At 74.4% G+C, this 18,192-nt stretch carries 16 protein-coding genes; 9 read left to right on the top strand and 7 right to left on the bottom strand.

Annotation, left to right across the window (positions count from 1 at the left end; translation table 11 throughout):
• From HCJ92_RS13665 to HCJ92_RS13650, 4 genes are all read left to right on the top strand, one after another.
• Nucleotides 1–382 (top strand): sigma-70 family RNA polymerase sigma factor family protein (locus HCJ92_RS13665; protein ID WP_476718359.1); only part of this gene is annotated, 382 nt, incomplete at its 5' end.
• Between the two features lie 159 nt (nt 383–541).
• Nucleotides 542–1,270, top strand: a complete 729-nt coding sequence (locus HCJ92_RS13660; protein ID WP_167933842.1) for a thioredoxin domain-containing protein — start codon at nt 542–544, stop codon at nt 1,268–1,270.
• A complete protein-coding gene (locus HCJ92_RS13655; protein ID WP_167933841.1) occupies nt 1,267–2,265 on the top strand; it encodes a cytochrome c biogenesis CcdA family protein in 999 nt (332 codons plus the stop codon). Before HCJ92_RS13660 ends, HCJ92_RS13655 begins: the two co-directional genes overlap by 4 nt.
• A gap of 132 nt (nt 2,266–2,397) precedes the next feature.
• Entirely contained in the window at nt 2,398–3,633 is a 1,236-nt protein-coding gene (locus HCJ92_RS13650) for a Cmx/CmrA family chloramphenicol efflux MFS transporter (protein ID WP_167933840.1), read from the top strand.
• 325 nt (nt 3,634–3,958) lie between these two features.
• On the opposite strand, the gene HCJ92_RS13645 is transcribed toward HCJ92_RS13650, so the two are convergent.
• The gene (locus HCJ92_RS13645; RefSeq protein ID WP_420824708.1) at nt 3,959–5,434 is read right to left on the bottom strand and encodes a DUF6351 family protein; all 1,476 of its coding nucleotides are present in this window, start codon (nt 5,432–5,434) and stop codon (nt 3,959–3,961) included.
• Between the two features lie 292 nt (nt 5,435–5,726).
• Nucleotides 5,727–6,908: a zinc-dependent alcohol dehydrogenase gene (locus HCJ92_RS13640; RefSeq protein WP_167933839.1), complete on the bottom strand. Its 1,182-nt coding sequence runs from the start codon at nt 6,906–6,908 to the stop codon at nt 5,727–5,729.
• 252 nt (nt 6,909–7,160) lie between these two features.
• On the opposite strand from HCJ92_RS13640, the gene HCJ92_RS13635 reads away from it, so the two are divergent.
• A complete protein-coding gene (locus tag HCJ92_RS13635; protein ID WP_167933838.1) occupies nt 7,161–8,399 on the top strand; it encodes a sensor histidine kinase in 1,239 nt (412 codons plus the stop codon).
• 323 nt (nt 8,400–8,722) lie between these two features.
• Here the strand turns inward: HCJ92_RS13635 and HCJ92_RS13630 are convergent, their stop codons facing one another.
• Nucleotides 8,723–9,505, bottom strand: a complete 783-nt coding sequence (locus tag HCJ92_RS13630; RefSeq protein ID WP_167933837.1) for an SDR family NAD(P)-dependent oxidoreductase — start codon at nt 9,503–9,505, stop codon at nt 8,723–8,725.
• Nucleotides 9,502–10,212 (bottom strand): TetR/AcrR family transcriptional regulator, encoded by a 711-nt coding sequence (locus tag HCJ92_RS13625; RefSeq protein WP_167933836.1) that lies wholly within the window; start codon nt 10,210–10,212, stop codon nt 9,502–9,504. The genes HCJ92_RS13630 and HCJ92_RS13625 overlap by 4 nt, the downstream gene beginning before the upstream one ends.
• Before the next feature lie 901 nt (nt 10,213–11,113).
• On the opposite strand from HCJ92_RS13625, the gene HCJ92_RS13620 reads away from it, so the two are divergent.
• Nucleotides 11,114–12,277, top strand: coding sequence for a S1 family peptidase (locus HCJ92_RS13620; RefSeq protein WP_245240851.1), 1,164 nt, complete (start codon nt 11,114–11,116; stop codon nt 12,275–12,277).
• A 78-nt stretch (nt 12,278–12,355) separates the two neighbouring features.
• On the opposite strand, the gene HCJ92_RS13615 is transcribed toward HCJ92_RS13620, so the two are convergent.
• From HCJ92_RS13615 to HCJ92_RS13605, 3 genes are all read right to left on the bottom strand, one after another.
• Entirely contained in the window at nt 12,356–13,558 is a 1,203-nt protein-coding gene (locus HCJ92_RS13615; RefSeq protein ID WP_167933835.1) for a S8 family peptidase, read from the bottom strand.
• Between the two features lie 180 nt (nt 13,559–13,738).
• On the bottom strand, nt 13,739–14,458 hold the full coding sequence (locus tag HCJ92_RS13610) for an ABC transporter permease (RefSeq protein ID WP_167933834.1): 720 nt from the start codon (nt 14,456–14,458) through the stop codon (nt 13,739–13,741).
• A 40-nt stretch (nt 14,459–14,498) separates the two neighbouring features.
• On the bottom strand, nt 14,499–15,383 hold the full coding sequence (locus HCJ92_RS13605; RefSeq protein WP_167933833.1) for an ABC transporter ATP-binding protein: 885 nt from the start codon (nt 15,381–15,383) through the stop codon (nt 14,499–14,501).
• Between the two features lie 270 nt (nt 15,384–15,653).
• Here HCJ92_RS13605 and HCJ92_RS25610 point away from each other — a divergent pair, with 270 nt between their 5' ends.
• From HCJ92_RS25610 to HCJ92_RS24950, 3 genes are all read left to right on the top strand, one after another.
• On the top strand, nt 15,654–16,835 hold the full coding sequence (locus HCJ92_RS25610; RefSeq protein ID WP_167933832.1) for a histidine kinase: 1,182 nt from the start codon (nt 15,654–15,656) through the stop codon (nt 16,833–16,835).
• Entirely contained in the window at nt 16,832–17,434 is a 603-nt protein-coding gene (locus tag HCJ92_RS13595; RefSeq protein ID WP_167933831.1) for a response regulator, read from the top strand. The genes HCJ92_RS25610 and HCJ92_RS13595 overlap by 4 nt, the downstream gene beginning before the upstream one ends.
• A 154-nt stretch (nt 17,435–17,588) precedes the next feature.
• Nucleotides 17,589–18,192: helix-turn-helix domain-containing protein (locus HCJ92_RS24950; protein ID WP_245240850.1), on the top strand; the 604-nt coding region annotated here is incomplete at its 3' end.

The raw sequence follows: 18,192 nt of genomic DNA, 5'->3' as shown, positions 1-18,192 counted from the left end.
GGACCGGGCCGCGCACGCCCGGGTGGTGGCGTCGTTCGGCGCGGCCTGCCGCGGCGGCGACGTCGCGGAGCTGCTGGCACTGCTGGACCCCGCCGTGGTGCTCCGCTCCGACGGCGGCGGTGTCGTGCGCGCCGCGCTCCGGCCGGTCTCGGGAGCGCGGAACGTCGGCCGCTTCCTCGTCGGCGTCCTCGCGAAGAACCCCCGGCTGCGCCCGGAGCCGGCCGCCACCGCGGACGGGGTCGGCCTCCTCCTCGTCGAGGACGGCGCGCCGCTCGGCGTCGTCACGTTCGGATCCCGCGAGGGGCGCGTGACCGACGTGTGGATCCAGCAGAACCCGGCGAAGCTCACCCGCTGGCCGCGAGCCGGGCTCCCCACGGGCTGACGCCGCGCGCCGCCCGCGGAGACAGCGCCCCCCGGAGTCCCCCGGGTGGCGTCGGGCCGTCCCACGATTGGCTACGCTGGGTGCAAAGCCGGGCGACACACGGTCAGATGTCGGATCCAGCGTGTTCCGGCCTGCCGTCCGCGCCCCAGGAGGAGCACTGTGACCGCCCCCGACACGACCGCGAGCCGCCGCGGCAAGCTGTTCCCGATCGCCGTCGTCGCTGTCACGGCCGTGGTGATCGCCCTGCTGCTGCTCGGAGGGGGCACCTCCACCGACGACGGGGCGGACGGCGGGAGAGCGGGGGGCGCGGCCGGGGCGGAGCTGGCCGATCTGACCGGTCTGGAGCGCCGGGAGGGCGGCGACCCCCTCGCGGAAGGCCCCACCGACGCGCCCGTCGGGCTGATCGTCTACTCCGACTACCAGTGCAAGTTCTGCGCCGCCTGGACCACCGACACCCTGCCGGCGCTGCGCGAGTACGTGGCGGCCGGGCACCTCCGGATCGAGTGGCGCGACATCAGCATCTTCGGCGAACCCTCCGACCGGGCCGCCCGCGCCGCGTACGCGGCGGGACTCCAGGACATGCACGGCGAGTTCCACGACGCGCTCTTCGCCGACGGCGGGACCAGAGGCGCGGACGGCCTCCGGCAGGAGGCGCTCGTGGAGCTCGCCGGAGAGGTCGGCCTGGACACCGAACGGTTCGCCGAGGACCTCACCGCGGACGCCACGCGCGCGGTCGCCGCCCGCAACGCCGCCGAGGCCGAGAGCCTGGGCGCCGTCTCGACCCCCTCCTTCCTGCTCGCCGGGCAGCCGGTCGTGGGCGCACAGCCCCCCGAGGTGTTCACCGCCGTCATCGACGAGGCCCTCGCCGAGGCGGACACGGCCCGATGACGGACATCGGCCCGGCGGCTGCCTTCGCCGGGGGCGCGCTCGCCCTGCTCAGCCCGTGCGGTGCGATGCTCCTGCCCGCGTTCTTCGCCACCACGGTCGGTGCGGGCCCGCGGCTGCTCGCCCACGGAGCCGCGTTCTACACCGGCCTCTGCCTCACGCTCGTGCCGCTGGGACTGGGTGCGGGCGCCGCGGGGGCGGCGGTCGTCGGCCACCGGTCCACCATCGTCACCGTCACCGCCGCCGCGCTGGTCGTCCTGGGATGCCTCCACGCCGCCGGCTTCGGCTTCGATCCGGCGAGGTTCCTCCCCGGAGCGCGCGCACTGCAGCGACGCGCGGCGACCGCGCGCGCCGGGCTGGCGCGCAGCCTGCTGCTGGGCGCCACCGGAGGGGTCGCGGGCTTCTGCGCCGGGCCCATCCTGGGCGCCGTCCTGACCCTGGCCGCGGCCCGGGGCGACACCGTCTCGGCAGGGCTGCTCCTCGCCGTGTACGGGGCCGGCACCGTCGTGCCGCTGCTCGCCCTCGCCGCGCTCTGGCACCGCCTCGGCGCCGACGGCCGCCGGCGACTGCGCGGGCGCGAGGTGAGGGTACCGGGGCGGCGGCTGCACACCACCTCGTTGCTGACGGGCACGCTGATCGCAGCACTCGGCGTCTTCTTCTGGCTGACAGACGGCCTGCTCACCGCACCGGACCCGGTCCCCACCGCGGTCCAGAGCTGGTTGCAGAACGGCGTCACCCGCTGGGCCGGGCCGGGCGTGGACGTCGTCGCCGTCCTGCTCGTCGCGGGTGTCCTCCTCGCGGCCTGGGCGCTGCGCACCCGGCGCCGGCCGCCCGCCGTCGCGGCGTGCGGCGCCCAGCCCGCGGGCGGCGCCACGTCCGCGTCAGCTGCCCCCGATCCGGCCTCCACCCCGGACCCGAGCCCGGATGCGGCCCCCGGCGGTGGCCCGGACCGCCCGGGGGTGCGGCCGGCCGCCGGACCCGGCGCCGAGCTCCTCTGAGTCGCCGCGAGCGCCGCCCCGCCCCGCCCGGACCGGAGCGGAACGGGCGGGGGAATGCCGAGCGCGCCGCGGATGTTTGCACCGCTCATGCAAGACGCTTCTCCCCGGTCCCGAACCGACACCTCCTGTCGGATGCCCATCGCCGTCCACGTGCTGGGCCTGTCGGTGTTCGCGCTCGGCACGAGCGAATTCATGCTCTCCGGGTTGCTGCCCGCCATCGCCGACGACATGAGCGTCTCGATCCCGCAGGCGGGACTGCTGATATCGGCCTTCGCCGTCGGCATGGTGGTCGGGGCGCCCCTCCTCGCGGTCGCCACCCTGCGGCTGCCCCGCAGAACCACTCTGATCGTCCTCATCTCGGTGTTCGCCCTGGGCCAGGTGGCCGGCGCCGTCGCCCCGACCTACGAGGCGCTCTTCGCCTCCCGCGTCGTCAGCGCGCTCGCCTGTGCGGGCTTCTGGGCCGTGGGCGCGGCGGTCGCCGTCCAGATGGTCCCGAGAGGTTCCCGTGCCCGAGCACTGGCCGTCATGGTCGCCGGACTGTCCATCGCCAACGTCCTCGGTGTCCCCGGGGGCGCGTTCCTCGGTGAGCACCTGGGCTGGCGCTCCGCCTTCTGGGCGGTGGGCGCTGCGGCGCTGATCGCGCTGGTCGGCGTGATCGCGCTCGTCCCGCGCATCCCGATGCCGGCGGAGCGCCCCCGCATCCGGCGCGAGCTGACCGTCTACCGGGAGGGGCAGGTCTGGCTCGCGATCGCCGCGACCGCGCTCGCCGGCGGCGCGGTCTTCTGCGCCTTCTCCTACCTCGCCCCGCTCCTGACCGACGTGGCGGGCATCGACGCCGGAAACGTCCCCCTGGTGCTCGCCCTCTTCGGCGCGGGCGCGCTGGTGGGGGCCACCATCGGCGGCCGGGTCGCCGACGCGCACCTGTTCGGCGTGATGATGACCGGCATCGCGGGGTCCACCGTGCTCCTCGCGGCGCTCGCCCTGTTCGCGGCGAGCCCGGTCGCCGTCGTCGCCCTGTCGTTCCTGGTCGGGGTGTCGGCGTTCTACACGGCGCCCGCGCTCAACGCCCGCATCTTCGACGTCGCCGCCGCCGCTCCCACGCTTGCCGGCGCTACGGCCACCGCGGCGTTCAACGTCGGCAACACCGGCGGTCCGTGGCTGGGTGGCACCGTGATCGACGCCGGGCTGGGGTTCGCCTCCCCGGCGTGGGCCGGCGCCGCGATGGGTCTGGTGGCGTTCGTCGTCGTCGCGGTGGCACACGGGACGCGCGACCGCGCCCGCCGGGGGAAGGGCGCCGCCCTCGTGGCGCGCCCAGGCCCCCGGAACGAGGACGAGCGGCCGACAGCCGCGCTGGACGGGCGGGGCTGAGCGCGTGTTCAAGACCCCGGGGCGGGTCGGCTCGCGGCGTCGGATGCGGTCGGCTGCACGGCTGAGGGGCCCCGCATACCGGGTTGTGTTCGGGCGCTACGGACAACGCGGCAGATGACCGTGGCCGACGCCGCGGGCCCGGCGTGGGGTCTCGAGCACGCTCTGAGCGGCCCCGCCGCGACCCGGACCGGCACCGGACGTGAACGGGTGCCGGGACCCGGCCGGGCACCGCACTCGCGACGGTGAACGGTCGCGGCACCCGGAGTCCGGAGTCCGGTCCCGTCGCGGCGCTCACCCGCCGTCATGGGACGCCGTGCCCCGCGGGTCAGGGTGCGATGCCGACACCTCCGACACGTGCCCAGACCGCTTCCTGGAGTGCGCTCATCGCGGGCCAGTGCCGCCCGCCGGGGCGCGCGTTGACCCGGTCGTGGTAGTCGGCCGGCCGGTACGCGGGGTCGAAGTGACAGCCGCCGGAGTGAACCGCCGCGAAGGCGGGGCAGGACCGTGCGACCTCCCCTCCCGTGGGACGCTGCCCGGTGCGCACCCAGCCCGCGAGGGAGTCGAGCGCGGTGGCGTACCCGGCGTCGCTCAGACCGCTGTGCTCGCTCTCCCGGGTGAACGTCTGCAGCAGGTGCCGCTCGCGGCCCGCCCCGCGCAGCGTGGCGCGGTAGGCGGCCTCGTGCTCGACGAAGGCCGTGGCGTCACCGATGGCGTGCAGCGTCAGCACCGGTACCGCCACCCTGCCGGTGAGGTCGCTGTCGAAGGAGAGGTCACGGCGGGCGGTGCGGTCCGCCGCGAAACGCTCCACCCCGCGGTTGAGCGCGTCGTCGTCGTGTGAACCGCGGTAGCGGACCCCGACGTTGGAGAACGGGTTCCTGCCGTCCAGGCGCGTGTTGACGATGTCGGAGAAGGTCACCGTCGCGAAGCGCAGGTGGGATTCGAGCGACGACTCCGGGATCCCGGTGACCGCGGTGATGTCGTCCAGGTTCCGTTGCTGCAGGCGGGTGCGGTCCTCCGGCGCGAGGGTGTGGCCCGTGCACTCCAGGAGGCGGGAGCGCAGGTCGGCCGAGGTCATCGCCGCGCCCGCCGGCAACCCCTGCCACAGGGGGTACTGCGGCTCCTCGGGGCGGGGATGGTTCCCGCAGTAGTACTGGTGGACGACGCGGAGGTCGACGCGGTAGTCGTAGCCCCGGGACCCGCCGGCCAGCACTCCGTTGGTCAGCAGCAGGCCGTCGTAGGGGCCCGTGCCGTGCGCCGCGCCGTACACCTCGGCCGTCTTGGCCGCGACGTTGCCGCCCCAGGACTGGCCGTGCAGCAGGGTGAGCTCGGGTTCACCGAACCGGTCGACGAAGACCTGGCGCACCGTTTCGGTGTCCTCGGCAGCCATCCGGGTGCCGTACCCGCCGCGCCGGTAGGAGGAGCCCGCCCACGCGTACCCCTCCTCCACCATGACCGTCCAGCGCTCCAGGTCACCGGCGCTGCGCTCGGGGTCGGAACCGGCCGTCAGGCTCGGGCCCCCGTGCGCGTGGACGACGAGGGAGCCGTTCCAGTCGGCGGGCACGGCGAGGGTGTAGTAGGAACCGTTGCCGTCCTTGCCGGAGTAGCAGGTCGCGGTGTCCGCGATCGCGGCAGGACACGCCGCGCGCTCCGGGGCGCCGGGTGAGCCGGCCGCCGTCGCGGTCGAGCCGCCGGCGAGGGTGGCCGTGAGGGCGACGGTCGCGGTCACCGCGGAGAGGACGGGACGCAGGCGCCCGCGGGCTGCACCGCGGCGCGCGGCCCGGGTGGGGGAGGTGCTGTTCACGTGGCGTGCTCCTCGGCAGGCGGCGGTCCGGGACGACACCCGGATGGCCGATCGGTGCGAGTGGGCATGCTAGGCACGGCCCACGCCCCTCCGCCACGACGACGCGCGAGGAAGTACCCCCGGATTCGGTCCGATCATCATTCGTTCGCCCGAGCGACGCTGCCGGACGACGTCCGGTGGTCGCACCGTCCGTGAGTCGACGCGTCCACACGCCCCGGCCGCGCCCTGCCTCCCGGGGAGAACGCACCCCTGGCACCGCGGTGGCCGCCGCCCGCGCCGGACCTCGTCGTCGTCAGGGGCGGAAGACGACCTTGACCGCTCCGTCCACCTTCCGCTGGAACATGTCGTAGGCGTCCGCCGCCTCCGCCAGCGGCAGGTGGTGGGTGGCGAAGTCGTCCACCCCCAGCGGGTCCTGGTCGGTCAGGAGCGGCATGATCTCCGGCACCCACCGCCGCACGTTGGCCTGCCCCATGCGCAGCGTCACCTGCTTGTCGAAGAGCGTGAGCATCGGCATGGGGTCGGCCATACCGGCGTACACCCCCGACAGCGAGATGGTGCCACCCCGCCGGACCATGTCGATGGCGCTGGTCAACGCACTCATCCGGTCGACGCCTGCGGTACCCGCCAGCTTGGCTCCCGCCTTCCCGGGGAGGGCGGCTGCCGCGTCCTGGAGGAACTTCCCCGTCCTGTTGCCGTGCGCCTCCATGCCCACCGCGTCGATGACGCTGTCGGCACCCCGCCCCTCGGTGAGGTCGTGGACCGCCTCGGCCGGGTCGTCCACCTCGCCCAGGTCCAGCGTGCGGACCCCGCGGGCACGTGCCCGCTCGAGCCGCTCGGGCACGAGGTCGATGCCGATGACCTGCCGCACCCCGCGGTGCAGCGCGATACGGCAGGCCATGTCACCGATCGGCCCGAGGCCGATGACGGCGAGCGTGCCGCCCTCGGGCACCTCGGCGTACTCGACCGCCTGCCAGGCGGTCGGCAGGACGTCGGAGAGGAAGAGGAACCGGTCGTCGGGCGCGTCGGATCCGATCCGGATCGGCCCGTACTGCGCCTGCGGGACGCGCAGGTACTCGGCCTGCGCGCCCGGTACAGCCCCGTAGAGGTTGGTGTAGCCGAACAGCGCGGCGCCGGCGCCCTGCTCCCTGACCTGCGTCGTCTCGCACTGGGTGGGCAGACCCCGGTCGCACATGAAGCAGTGGCCGCACGCGATCTGGAACGGGACCACCACGCGGTCGCCCACCGAGAGGTCCCGCACCCCGGGCCCCACCTCCTCCACGATGCCCATCGGCTCGTGCCCCAGGATGTCGCCCACGTTCATGAACGGCCCGAGAACCTCGTAGAGGTGCAGGTCGGAACCGCACAGTCCGCTGGAGGTCACCCGGATCACCGCGTCGGTCGGTTCCTCGATGCGGGGGTCGGGTACGTCCTCCACCCGTACGTCGCGCTTTCCGTGCCAGACAGCTGCCTTCATCGCACCGCACCTCCGGGAGCGTCGTGGGGTCCCGCGGTCCGACGAGCCACCGGTTCCCCGGCGGCGGGCCGTGGCGCGGGGCCTCGTCCGTTCCTCCCGGGTTGCCTGGGAACGGGAGGATTACACATGCCGTGTCGCGGTAACACGCACAGCGCATGGTCCGTGCCGCGAGGCGGCCGTCCCACGGGCCCCAGCGGCCGGTCGGAGGGGCCCCTGGCGGGCGCGGCGCCGGGGGCGGCATACATTGAGCCGATGAGCCGGATCCACGCGTTGCTGCGCCGTCACCCCGTTCCGGTGGACGCCGCGTGGAGTCTGCCGATCGTCGTGCTGAGTTCGTGGCTGGTCCTCCGCTACGACAGCCCGCACTACCCCGGCGGACCGGCGTGGGCGGGTCTGCTGGTGGTGGCGACGGCGTGGGCGGCCGTCGCGGTGCGCCGCACCGCGCCCGGCCCCGCGATGTGGCTGACCGTCGCCACGGTGGTGCTGCACGTCCTGGGCGCGGTCGCCGTTGTACCGACCGCGTTCCTGCTGCTGGTCGTGGTCCATACCGCCGCGGCCGGGCCGCTCCGCTGGGCATCGCGTACCGCCCTGGTTCTCGCGCTGACCGCCCCCTGGTTGCAGGCCGCCCGCTGGGCCGTCGAGGGCGACCCGGGGTCCTTCCTCGTCGAGGGCTGCGTCCTCACCGCACTGGCCGTCGTGCCGTGGGTGCTCGGCGACTCGGCACGCACGCGCCGCGCCTACTTCGCGGAACTGGAGACGCGGGCCGCCCGCCTGGAGCGGGAACGGGAACTGGAGGCACGGGTCGCCGTCGCGGCCGAACGGACACGCATCGCGCGAGAGCTGCACGACGTGGTCGCCCACAGCGTCTCCGTCATGGTCGTCCAGGCCGACGGCGCCCTGTACACCATCCCTGACCAGCCGGCCCGGACCCGGGAGGCGGTCCGCGCGGTGAGCACCACCGGCCGCCAGGCGCTGGCGGAGATGCGGCGACTGGTGGGTGTGCTCCGCGACGCCGCGGAGGAGGAGTCGGTGGACGCCGACCGGCCCGGTGCGCCGCAACCCGGGCTGGAACAGGTGGAGTCGCTGGTGGAAGAGGTCCGTGCCGCCGGACTGGACGTCTCCTGGACGCTGGCGGGCGTGCCCCGAGCCGTCCCGGAGGGTGTGGCGCTCACCGCCTACCGCCTCATCCAGGAGGCTCTGACCAACACCCGCAAGCACGCGGGGCCCGGGGCCACCGCCGACGTGACACTGCGGTACACCGAGGCAGGGGTGGAGCTCACGGCGGAGGACGACGGACGGGGCCCCGCCGCGCGAGACGTCGGCAGGCGGGCGGACGGCGGCGGCAACGGCCTGGTGGGCATGCGGGAGCGGGTCGCCCTGGTGGGCGGTCGGGTGAGCCTGGGGCCACGGCCGGGCGGCGGCTACCGCGTCGCGGCGGTGCTGCCCGCTCCGGCGGCCGTGCCGAACCCGGCCACCGTCGGCGACCGCTGAGGGCGATGCGGCTTCGGTCGCACCAGGGCCGGCTCGCCAACCCGGCGGCGCGCCCCATCGGCCCACGACGGTCCACCGTCCTCGGCCGTGAGACGGCCCTCGCGCCGGTCGTCCTGACCGACGACGGTCGGCCCGGGGCCCCGGCGGGCGTCCCGTGCTGACCGCCCCGCACCGGGGCCCGGCCGCGGAGCCGCACGGCACACCGCCGTCGCCGCGCGGACCGGTGGTGACCGCGGAGGTGGACGATCTCGACGGCCCCTGCCTCGGTCCGCAGTGGTCCGGTCCCCGCTGGGCCGCCGCGCTGACGCCGCGGGGATGCGCCGTCAGACGGCCGTGTAGCCGCCGTCCACCATGTGGTAGCTGCCGTGCACGAACGAGGCGCGCGGCGACAGCATGAACGCGACCACCTCCGCGACCTCCTCCGGCGTTCCCAGCCGGCCTGCGGGATGCAGCCCGACCAAGCCGTCGTACTGCGCACGGTCCATCTCCCGCAGCAGCGGAGTCTCGATGAAGCCGGGGCCGACGACGTTGACGCGGATGTCCTTCGCCGCGTACTCCGCAGCGGCGGTCCGGGTCAGACCGACGACGCCGTGCTTGGCCGCGACGTAGGCGGCCGATCCGGGGGAGGCCACCCCGCCCAGGATCGAGGAGACGTTGACGATCGCACCGCCCGCGCCGGTCGCCTCGATCGCGGGCAGCTCATGGCGCAGGCAGTGGAAGACCCCGTCAAGGTTGGTGCGGACGACCCGGTTGTAGGCGTCGATGTCGTACTCGCCGGTCGGTGCCACCGGCCCGCCGACACCGGCGTTGTTGACCGCCAGCCGCAGCCCGCCGAAGGTCTCCGCGACGAACGCGACCGCGTTCCGCACCGACTCGGGGTCGGTCACGTCCATGGTGACGGCGGCGGCGTCCCGGCCGTCGGCGCGCAGGTCGGCAGCCGCCTTCGCGGCGCCGTCGCCGTCGTGATCGGCGACGACGACCGGGGCGCCCCCGGCGGCCAGGCGGCGGGCGGTGGCCAGTCCGATGCCCGACGCGGCGCCGGTGACCAGTGTCGGCAGACCGGCGAACTCGGTGGCGTAGTCGGGGACGGGCGTGCTGGTGCTCATGGGGTCGCTCTCTTTCCTGGGGCGTGCGGGCTCCCCCTCGTCGAGGAGGCGAGGGCCACCTGTTCGAACAGGGCGTCGTAGGACCGCTCCACCAGGGCGGTCAGTTCGTCCACGGCCTCGCCGTGCCCGGCTGGGGCCGGGCGGCGCGCCCACAGCCGCAGGGCGGCGGTCAGCACACCGGCGGCGGTGTCGACCACCACGGCGGGGCGCGGGTCGGCCGCGGCGTCCGCACCGAGACGTTCGGCGACGATCGCGACGGACTCCTCCTGCGCGTCCGCCCGGATGCGTTGGTAGGCGGCGAACAGGTCGGGGTCGGAATCGACCCTGGCCAGCAGGGCGCGGATCTCGGGCCGGCGGTGGGAGGCCGGGGTGTCAGTATCGGTGAGCCACTGACCGACCGCCCGCCGATACGCGGCCAACGGCGGTTCCGACGCCGGGCGTCCCCGCAGCAGCGCGTTGATGCGGGCCCCGTCGTCGCGGACGAAGTCCAGCGCCGCGTCCTCCTTGCCGACGAAGTAGCGGCTGAAGGTGCGCCGTGCGACGTCGGCGCGGTCGGCCACTGCCGTCACCGTCACCTCGCCGGGCCCGTCGCGCACCACGAGATCCAGCGCGGCGGCGGCCAGCGCCTCGCGGGTCCGCCGCGCCTTGCGCCGACGGCCGTCCTCCCTGGGGGTGGGGATCGTCGGGGAGTCTCGTTCAGCCGTCATGCGACCGACGGTACACCTGTTTGTGTCTCACTGGGACACATGTCCCGGTGGGACGGCGCTCGTCCGGCGCCGCCGGTCCCGCTGCGCTGTACCCGTTCACAGTCGGTCGGGACCGGGCGGCCGATCGTCCTCGGGGTGCCCCCACAGGCTCATCGTCGTACTCGCGCTGGGTGTCGTGACGTTCCTCCTCGTGCGGTGGGCTGCCGTGACGGTCACCGAGATCCCGGACGCACCGGTGTGGCGGCGGTACGCGGCGCTGCTGCTGTTCCTCGTGGCAGTCGCCCTCGACCTGCTCCGCGTGCTCGACCACCCCGAGCCGACGACCCTGCTCGGCCGGTGTTTCCACGTGACCGCCGCCGTCGTGAGCCGCGGCCGGGCCGCCGTGGCGGCGCCGGTGGGAGGAAGGCCGACGGCGGACTCCCCGTCAGCGCCCCGAAGGCCGCCGCGACCTCGGCCGGGTTGTCGTGGCCGAGCGCCGCCGCCACACGGGGGACGGCGAGGTCGGCGGCCGGGAGATGCATCGCTTGCGGCAGGCAGGTGCGCTCGACTGCCCCAACCGGATCCGCCGGGAGAGCCCGGTGGGCGGTCACGCAACGACAGCCGGAAATCGTCCACCAGTGCGACCCATGGGGTGCGTCGAGATGGCGACGAGGTGGCGCCGAGAGGCGCCGCAGCCCCGGCGGTCGACCGGTCCCACCGCGAACGGCCGGTCAGCGACCCGCCGTGCTCGGCCCCCCGCATCTCGCGCTTTCGGCCAACCTGACGCGTTGCAGGGAGAGTTCCGGAACTCCATGCACTGGACGCGGGACCTTCACGACTCCTACGCTCCCACCGGGTTCGAGAGCGCTCCCGGCCTTCGCTGTTCCACCCCACTCAAGGGAACAAAAGAAGGGCACTCCCCATGTCTCGCAGCATGCCCCGTGGCAGGATCACCCGCCGCTCCGTCGGCGCCGGCCTGTCCACGCTGCTTCTCGCCGCCGGTCTGGCTACCGTCGGCACCTCGACGACGGCCGCCGCCGAGGAAGCCGCCTCGCCCGGTCTGATCGCCGCCATGCAGAGCGACCTCGGCCTCACCGAGGACCAGGCCCTGACCCGTCTCGCCCAGGAGGCCGACGCCACCGACATCGCCCCGCTGGCCGAGAAAGCCGCCGGGGACACCTTCGCCGGCAGCTGGTTCGACCCGGAGTCGGGCGACCTCACCGTGGCGGTCACCGACGACAGCGCGGTCGACGCGGTCGAGCGGACCGGAGCGACCACCGAGATCGTCGCGCACAGCGCCGAGGAGCTCGACGCGGCCAAGGCCGAGATCGACGAACTGACCGAGGAGGCGCCCGCGGGCGTCGCGAGCTGGGGCGTGGACATCGCCACCAACCAGGTGGTGATCCAGGTCGTCGAGGAGAACGCCGACGACCCCGCGGTCCGGGAGTTCCTCACCGCGGCGGGCGAGGCCGGCCCGGTCGCCGTCACCACCCTTGACGAACCCATCACCACCGACGCCGCGGGCATCGTCGGCGGCGACCCGTTCTACGTCGGCAACTCCCGCTGCTCGATCGGCTTCTCGGTGCGCGGCGGCTTCGTCACCGCCGGGCACTGCGGCACCACCGGCACCGCGGTGCGGGGCTGGGACAACACCCACGTCGGCCACGTCCAGGGGCGGGTCTGGCCCGGCAGCGACATGGCCTGGGTCAACGTCGGCAGCGGCTGGTGGACCGAGCCCGTCGTCCTCGGCTGGGGCTCCATCTCCGACCGGCTGGTCCGCGGCTCCAACGCCGTGCCCGTCGGCTCCTCCATCTGCCGCTCCGGGTCCACCACCGGCTGGCGCTGCGGCACCCTGACCGCGGTCAACCAGACCGTGCAGTACTCCAGCGGTCAGGTCGCCAACGGCATGTCGTTCACCAACGCCTGCAGCGCGGCCGGTGACTCCGGCGGCTCCGTGATAGCCGGCGACCAGGCCCAGGGCGTGCACTCCGGGGGCAGCGGCAGCTGCGGCTCCTCCAGCATGACCGTCTTCAACCCCATCAACCCCATCCTCCAGCGCTACAACCTGACGCTGCACACCGTCTGACCGGTCGCGGGCCGCCGCCCGCGCCCGCGACGGTGCCCGGCCCGGCCCCGAACGGGGCCGGGCCGCGGCCCGCGGCCGTCAGAGGTCGCCGGTGTGGAGCAGGCGGTTGGGCGACCCCGGGGTGTTCGACATCACCGCCTCCTTGGTGGAGGTGCCGACGAGCCAGTCGGCGACGCTCTCCGGTGCCGCCCCCGGCCGCCGTTCCTTGAGCAGCGCGGCGACCCCGGCGGTGTGCGGGGCGGCCTGCGAGGTGCCGCTCAAGGCGACCGTCCCGCCGCCCAGCCGGGCCGAGACGACGTCGACCCCGGGCGCGAACACCTCCAGGCAGCCGCCGAAGTTGCTGAAACCCGCGGGCCGGTCGTCCCGGTCGGTGGCGCCCACGGTGAAGACGCGGTCCGCCCCGGCGGGTGAGGCGTCGCAGGCGTCCCGAGTGTTGTTGCCCGCGGACACGACGGGGAGGGTACCCCGCGCCGCGACGGCGTCGAACGCCTCGTCGATCGTGCGGGAGGCACCGCCGCCCACCGAGGCGTTCAGCACCGCGGGCTGCTCGGCGTTGGCGGCGACCCAGTCGAGTGCCGCGAGGACGCCCGCCGTGCTGCCGGTCCCCTCGCAGTCCAGGATCCGGACCGAGACGAGGTCGACCTCCCGCGCCACGCCGTGGGTGGCGCCGCCCACGATGCCGGCGACATGGGTGCCGTGGCCGTGGCAGTCGGCGCCCGCCCGGCCGTCGTCGACCGCGTCGTACCCCGCCGTCGCCCGGCCGCCGAACTCCTCGTGGCCGAAATCGAGGCCGGTGTCGACGATGTACGCCGTCACGCCCCGGCCCGTGCCCGAGACCTCGAACCGACCGTCGAGCGGCAGCTCCCGCTGGTCGATCCGGTCGAGCCCCCAGCTCTCGCCCGCCGGGGCCGAGCCGGCCGACCCGGCGGCCGGCCGGATGTCGGACGGCGGTGGGTCGGCCTCGACCACGGTGTTCTCCTCGACCGCGGTCACCCCCGGCATCGCACGGACCGCCGCCAACTGAGCGGGGGAGAGGGTGGCCGCGAAGCCGTTCCGGACCGTGCCGTAGACGAACATCGGCGACACGTCGACGTCCGCGAGGAGCTCGGCGGCCGACGTGGCCGGGTCCAGCGTGACGACGTACTGCCCCGGGATGACCCGTGAGGTCTGCTCCGCCGGCCCCGCGGTCGGCGGAGCGGCGGCAGCAGCGCCGCCGGCCGCCGCCGGCAGCACGAGCAGCAGGGCCAGCGAGACGTGGCGGACGAGTGGACGCGTGCGCATACGGACTCCAGGAGGGTCGGGACGCCCGCGGTGTGCTCCGACACCGGGGGACGGTGGACCTCCCCTGCTTCGTCCACGGCGGGCCCGTGCTTGAGCACGATCACCGCACCGGGCGCCGACCGCCGCGGCGCTCCGGCCCGATCGGGTGACGGGGCGGCCCCTCGCCGTCTGCCCGCACGGTCAGCGGCGTGGCTCCCAACGGAAGAACCGGGCGGCCAGCGCGACGGCGACCACGACCCAGGCGAGTGTCGGGGCGAGCAGCAGCAGGGATTCGGAGAACCCCGCTCCGCCGTTCCAGGCGTCGAGGACGAGCTCGGTCGCGGCACCGCCGGGGAGCAGCCGCTTCAGCACCGTCAACTCCGCCGTGCCGGTGAGTCCGACCCAGTTGGTGACCGCGACGGCACCGAGGCTGACGGGAAGTGTGGTGACCTGCGCATGCTCCGGCGAGTTGGTCAGCCCCGCGGTGGCGAGCCCGAGCCCCACCATCATCACCAAGGTCGCGACCACCGCCACCACGAGCAGCGGAGCATGCGCCGGTCCGCCGGCCACCCAGGACAGCACCGCGAGGATCACCGTCACCTGGACAAGCGCCAGACCGATCAACGGGAGCAGGAGCCCCGAGAGGATGCCGACATCGGACTCCGGTGTGGACCGTAGCCGCTTCAGGAAGAGTGTCTGGCGGCGCGAGGCAAGGGTGGTCACGGTCGACGCGTGGACGCCGAACGCCGCGACAGTGAAGAGCACCACCGCCGCGATGTACCCCACGCTCCCCAGGTCGGAGAAGAGCTCGTGGCGGGAGACGAAGAACACGCAGGCGGCGACGGGGCTGAGGAAGCTGGTGATCAGCACCAGCCGATTGCGGAAGAGCTGCATCAGTTCACTGCGGGCGATGACGAGCACGGTCGGGGTCCTCCGGTCGGGAAGTGGGGGTTCTGTCGGCTCAGGCGCCGTCGAGCGAGCGGAAGACGTCGTCGAGCCGTGTCGGCCCGGCCTCCAGACCGCGCAGTTCGACGGCCCGTGCGTCGGCCCAGTCGAGCAGGGCCCGCAACTCCCGCTGGAGCGCGAAGGTCTCGACGAGGAACCCGCCGTCCGGGCGCCGTGCGGCGGGGGGCGGCGGCGTCGGCGCGACGGCCGGCAGCGAGAACCGGATCGTCGCGGGCAGGGCCCGCGTCAGTTCGGCGACGGTCCCCTCGCGGTGGAGCGTCCCGCGGTGCATGAGCCCGATGCGGTCCGCGCGCTGCTGGGCCTCTTCCAGGTAGTGGGTGGTGAGCACCACGGTCGAGCCGTCCGCGCGGAGCCGGTCCACGGCGTCCCACAGGGCGTCCCGAGACCTGATGTCCAACCCCGTCGTGGGCTCGTCGAGGAAGATCAGTTCGGGTCGGCCGTATACGGCGGTGGCGAAGTCCAGTCGGCGCTTCTCCCCGCCGGACAGCTGGGAGACGCGCGTCCCGGCCTTGTGGGTGAGGTCCACGACGTCGAGGAGGCGCGCGACCCGGTCCTCGCGCCGGGAGAGCACGCCGATCAGCCGGACCGACTCGCGGACGGTCAGGTCCGGGGAGAAGCCGCTCTCCTGCAGCATGATGCCGGTCCGGGGACGCACCGCCCTCCGGTCGCGCGGGTCCCGGCCGAAGACCCGCACGGTGCCGGAACCGGCCCTGCGGTGACCCTCGACGATTTCCAGGGTCGAGGTCTTGCCCGCTCCGTTGGTGCCGAGCAGTGCGTAGAGCTCACCCTTGCCGACCTGGAAGGACAGGTCCTTCACAGCGTGGAAGTCGCCGTAGCTGAGGTTGAGCCGGTCAACGTCGATGACGGGTGTCGAGGTCATGCACCGATCACAGCCGTGTCCGGTCGACTCCGGCAGTGGCGCGGTGTCATCCTCGGGCGATGACGTTCCGATGCCCGTGACCATGACGTGGCGTCACTGGTGCCGGCGGAGGTACCGGACGATACTGCGACCGCCCCACCACCCGCCCGCCCCGCCCCGGAGCACCGTCATGAGCACCCAGCCCCCGCGCAGCCACCCCGCGGCGTCGACCTCGCCTCCCACCGGCCGCCGCTCAGTGCCCGGACCGGCGGCGCAGCCCGGAGCCGCCCGGTGAACCGGTGGTTCCCGCCGGGAGCCGCGACCGAGCCGCCCCCCGGCACGACCCGGCAGCGGGTGCGGCGGTGGAACCTCATCGCACTTGTCCCGCCCCTGGCCGTTGTCGGCACCGCCCTCGTGGTGTCCGAGGCCCGCACCTGGTGGGACGCGGTGGTCCTGGTCGTGGGTCTGCTGGCCGCGCTGGTTGTCCTCGAACGGTGGACCGCTGACGACATCTCCGGGGTCGCGGTCGCCGGGCTGCTCGTCACGGCGGCAGTCTGGCCCTATGGTGTCCTCCTGGCCGACAGCCCCGCCGCCTTCTACGGTCTGGCCATCGCCGGGCCGCTGGTCCTGCCCCGACTGTCCGTCCGGCGGCGCGCCGCCGCCCTGGGGCTTGCGGGGTACATCGCCGCGGTCGGCGCGACGAAGCTCATCCAGCCCCAGCAGGACGTCGCCGCGGTCATCGTCGGTTACGTCCTGGTGCCCACCGCCGTCGTCCTGATCGCGATCGGGTTCAACTTCGCCAACCACGCCTTCTACCGCATCATGGAGCAGGGGCGGCGGCACGAGGCCGAGCTGGCCGTCTACCGGGAACGCGTGCGGTTCGCCGGCGACCTCCACGACATCCAGGGCCACACACTGCACGTCGTCGCACTGAAGGTCATGCTCGCGGAGAAGCTCGTGCACGGCGACGCGGCCCGGGCCGAGCAGGAACTGCGGGAGGTGGGCGCCCTGGTGAGCGACACCATCGCCCGAACCGGGGAACTCGCCCACGGCCGGCGCCGACTCAACCTCTCCGTCGAGTTGGAGAACGCCAAGAACCTCTTCGAGGCAGCCGGCATCCGCGTGACCGTCGAACGCCAGACCCGCGTCGGCGTCGACGGCGAGGCCGACGAGAGGATCGACGGCCTGCTGGGCCAGGTCCTTCGCGAGACCACGACCAACATCCTCCGCCACGCCGACGCCACCCACGTCCGCCTCACCCTGACGGATGCCGGGATCTGCATCGTCAACGACGGCGCGCCGATCGGCCCCCTGCCCGTCCTCGGCGGGCTGGCCGTCCTGCGGGAGCGACTCGTCGGGGAGGGCGGGCGACTGACCGCCGAACAGCGGCAGGGCGACTTCCGCACCACGGCCACGTTCCCTCACCCGCACGCCTCACATCCACGCCCCGACCGGGAACAGGAGCGCCTGTGATCACCGTGGTGCTCGCCGACGACGAGGCCCTTCTCCGCAAGGCGCTGGCGGCGTTGCTGAGCCTGGAGGGCGGAATCCGGGTCCTCGCCGAGGCCCACGACGGGGAGTCGGCCGTGCGGGAGACGCTGCTCCACCGGCCCGACGTCCTGGTGGTCGACCTGGAGATGCCCGGCGTGGACGGCCTCGGTGCCGTAACCGAGATCCGACGCTCCCGGCCCGAGCAGCGGGTCCTCATGCTCACGCGCCATGCCCGACCCGGCGTGCTCCGCAGGGCACTCGCGCTCGGAGTCCAGGGCTTCGTCGGCAAATCCGCCGACCCGGCGCACATCGTGTTCGTGATCACCACCCTGCACGGCGGCAGGCGGTGGATCGACCCGGACGTCTCCGCGCTCGCCGTCATGAACGACTGCCCCCTCACCGGCCGCGAGCTCGACGTGCTGCGGGTGACCGCGGACGGCTACTCCGTCGCGGAGATCGCCGCCCGGCTGCACCTGGCGCCCGGCACTGTACGCAACTACCTCTCCCACGCCATGCAGAAGACCCGGACCCGCACCCGGCACGAAGCCGCCCGGTACGCGCGCGAGCACGACTGGCTGTAGCCCGACCGTCGCCGGGCGCGTGTTCGACGGAGCGGCCCGATCCCCAACCCCGGAGCCGAGCAGGTACGTTGGGGCGTGCGTCGCGGTGCACTCGTCCGGTGGACACGCCGCCCGCCCGGGGCGCGCCGACGGGACAGCCGGGGACGATCGATCCATGCCAGACGCGCCGCACGTGTCGGAAGCGGCCCGCGAGTTCGCCGCACTGCTCCGCGAGCTCAAGGAGCGCTCGGGGTTGAGCTACGGCGCACTCGCCGCGCGCCTGCACCTGAGCACCTCCACGCTCCACCGGTACTGCCGGGGGGAGAGCGTCCCCCACGACTACGCTCCCGTGGAGCGGCTGGCCAGAGCCTGCCGTGCGACGCCACAGGAGGCCACGGAGGTCCACCGCCGGTGGATCTTGGCGGACGACGACCGCCGACGGGCGGCGCGCACCGACCAGCGCGCACGACCCGGGACCGACCCGGACGACTCGCCCCCCGCTTCAGAGGCTCTCGCTGCGGAGGCTCTCCCCCCGGAGGCCCTCGTCGGCGCGGGCCCTCACGGCACCGCGGAGGCACTGCCGGACCACGGTCGGCAGGCCCCCGCCGCCTCCGCGACGCCCGCGGACGCTCCGGACGACCACGACCACGACCACGACCACGACCACGACCACGACCACGACCACCGATACGGACACGGGGGCCGGGCCGTGCCCCGTGACGGGAGCGCCGACCGGCCCGCCGCGCCGTCGTTCCCCGCCGCGCCCCCGAGCACCGGGC

Source organism: Streptomyces spiramenti (genome assembly GCF_012034385.1).
GTDB classification, from domain to species: Bacteria; Actinomycetota; Actinomycetes; order Streptomycetales; family Streptomycetaceae; genus Streptomyces; species Streptomyces spiramenti.
This window is presented reverse-complemented; position numbering and strand designations above follow the sequence as displayed.

Bases quoted from the DNA above. Each gene is read 5' to 3' on its own strand.
- HCJ92_RS13620 (WP_245240851.1), top strand. From the start codon at position 11,114: ATGTCTCGCAGCATGCCCCGTGGCAGGATCACCCGCCGCTCCGTCGGC.
- HCJ92_RS13615 (WP_167933835.1), bottom strand. From the start codon at position 13,558: ATGCGCACGCGTCCACTCGTCCGCCACGTCTCGCTGGCCCTGCTGCTC.
- HCJ92_RS13605 (WP_167933833.1), bottom strand. From the start codon at position 15,383: ATGACCTCGACACCCGTCATCGACGTTGACCGGCTCAACCTCAGCTAC.
- HCJ92_RS13630 (WP_167933837.1), bottom strand. From the start codon at position 9,505: ATGAGCACCAGCACGCCCGTCCCCGACTACGCCACCGAGTTCGCCGGT.
- HCJ92_RS13625 (WP_167933836.1), bottom strand. From the start codon at position 10,212: ATGACGGCTGAACGAGACTCCCCGACGATCCCCACCCCCAGGGAGGAC.
- HCJ92_RS13635 (WP_167933838.1), top strand. From the start codon at position 7,161: ATGAGCCGGATCCACGCGTTGCTGCGCCGTCACCCCGTTCCGGTGGAC.
- HCJ92_RS13640 (WP_167933839.1), bottom strand. From the start codon at position 6,908: ATGAAGGCAGCTGTCTGGCACGGAAAGCGCGACGTACGGGTGGAGGAC.
- HCJ92_RS13650 (WP_167933840.1), top strand. From the start codon at position 2,398: ATGCCCATCGCCGTCCACGTGCTGGGCCTGTCGGTGTTCGCGCTCGGC.
- HCJ92_RS13655 (WP_167933841.1), top strand. From the start codon at position 1,267: ATGACGGACATCGGCCCGGCGGCTGCCTTCGCCGGGGGCGCGCTCGCC.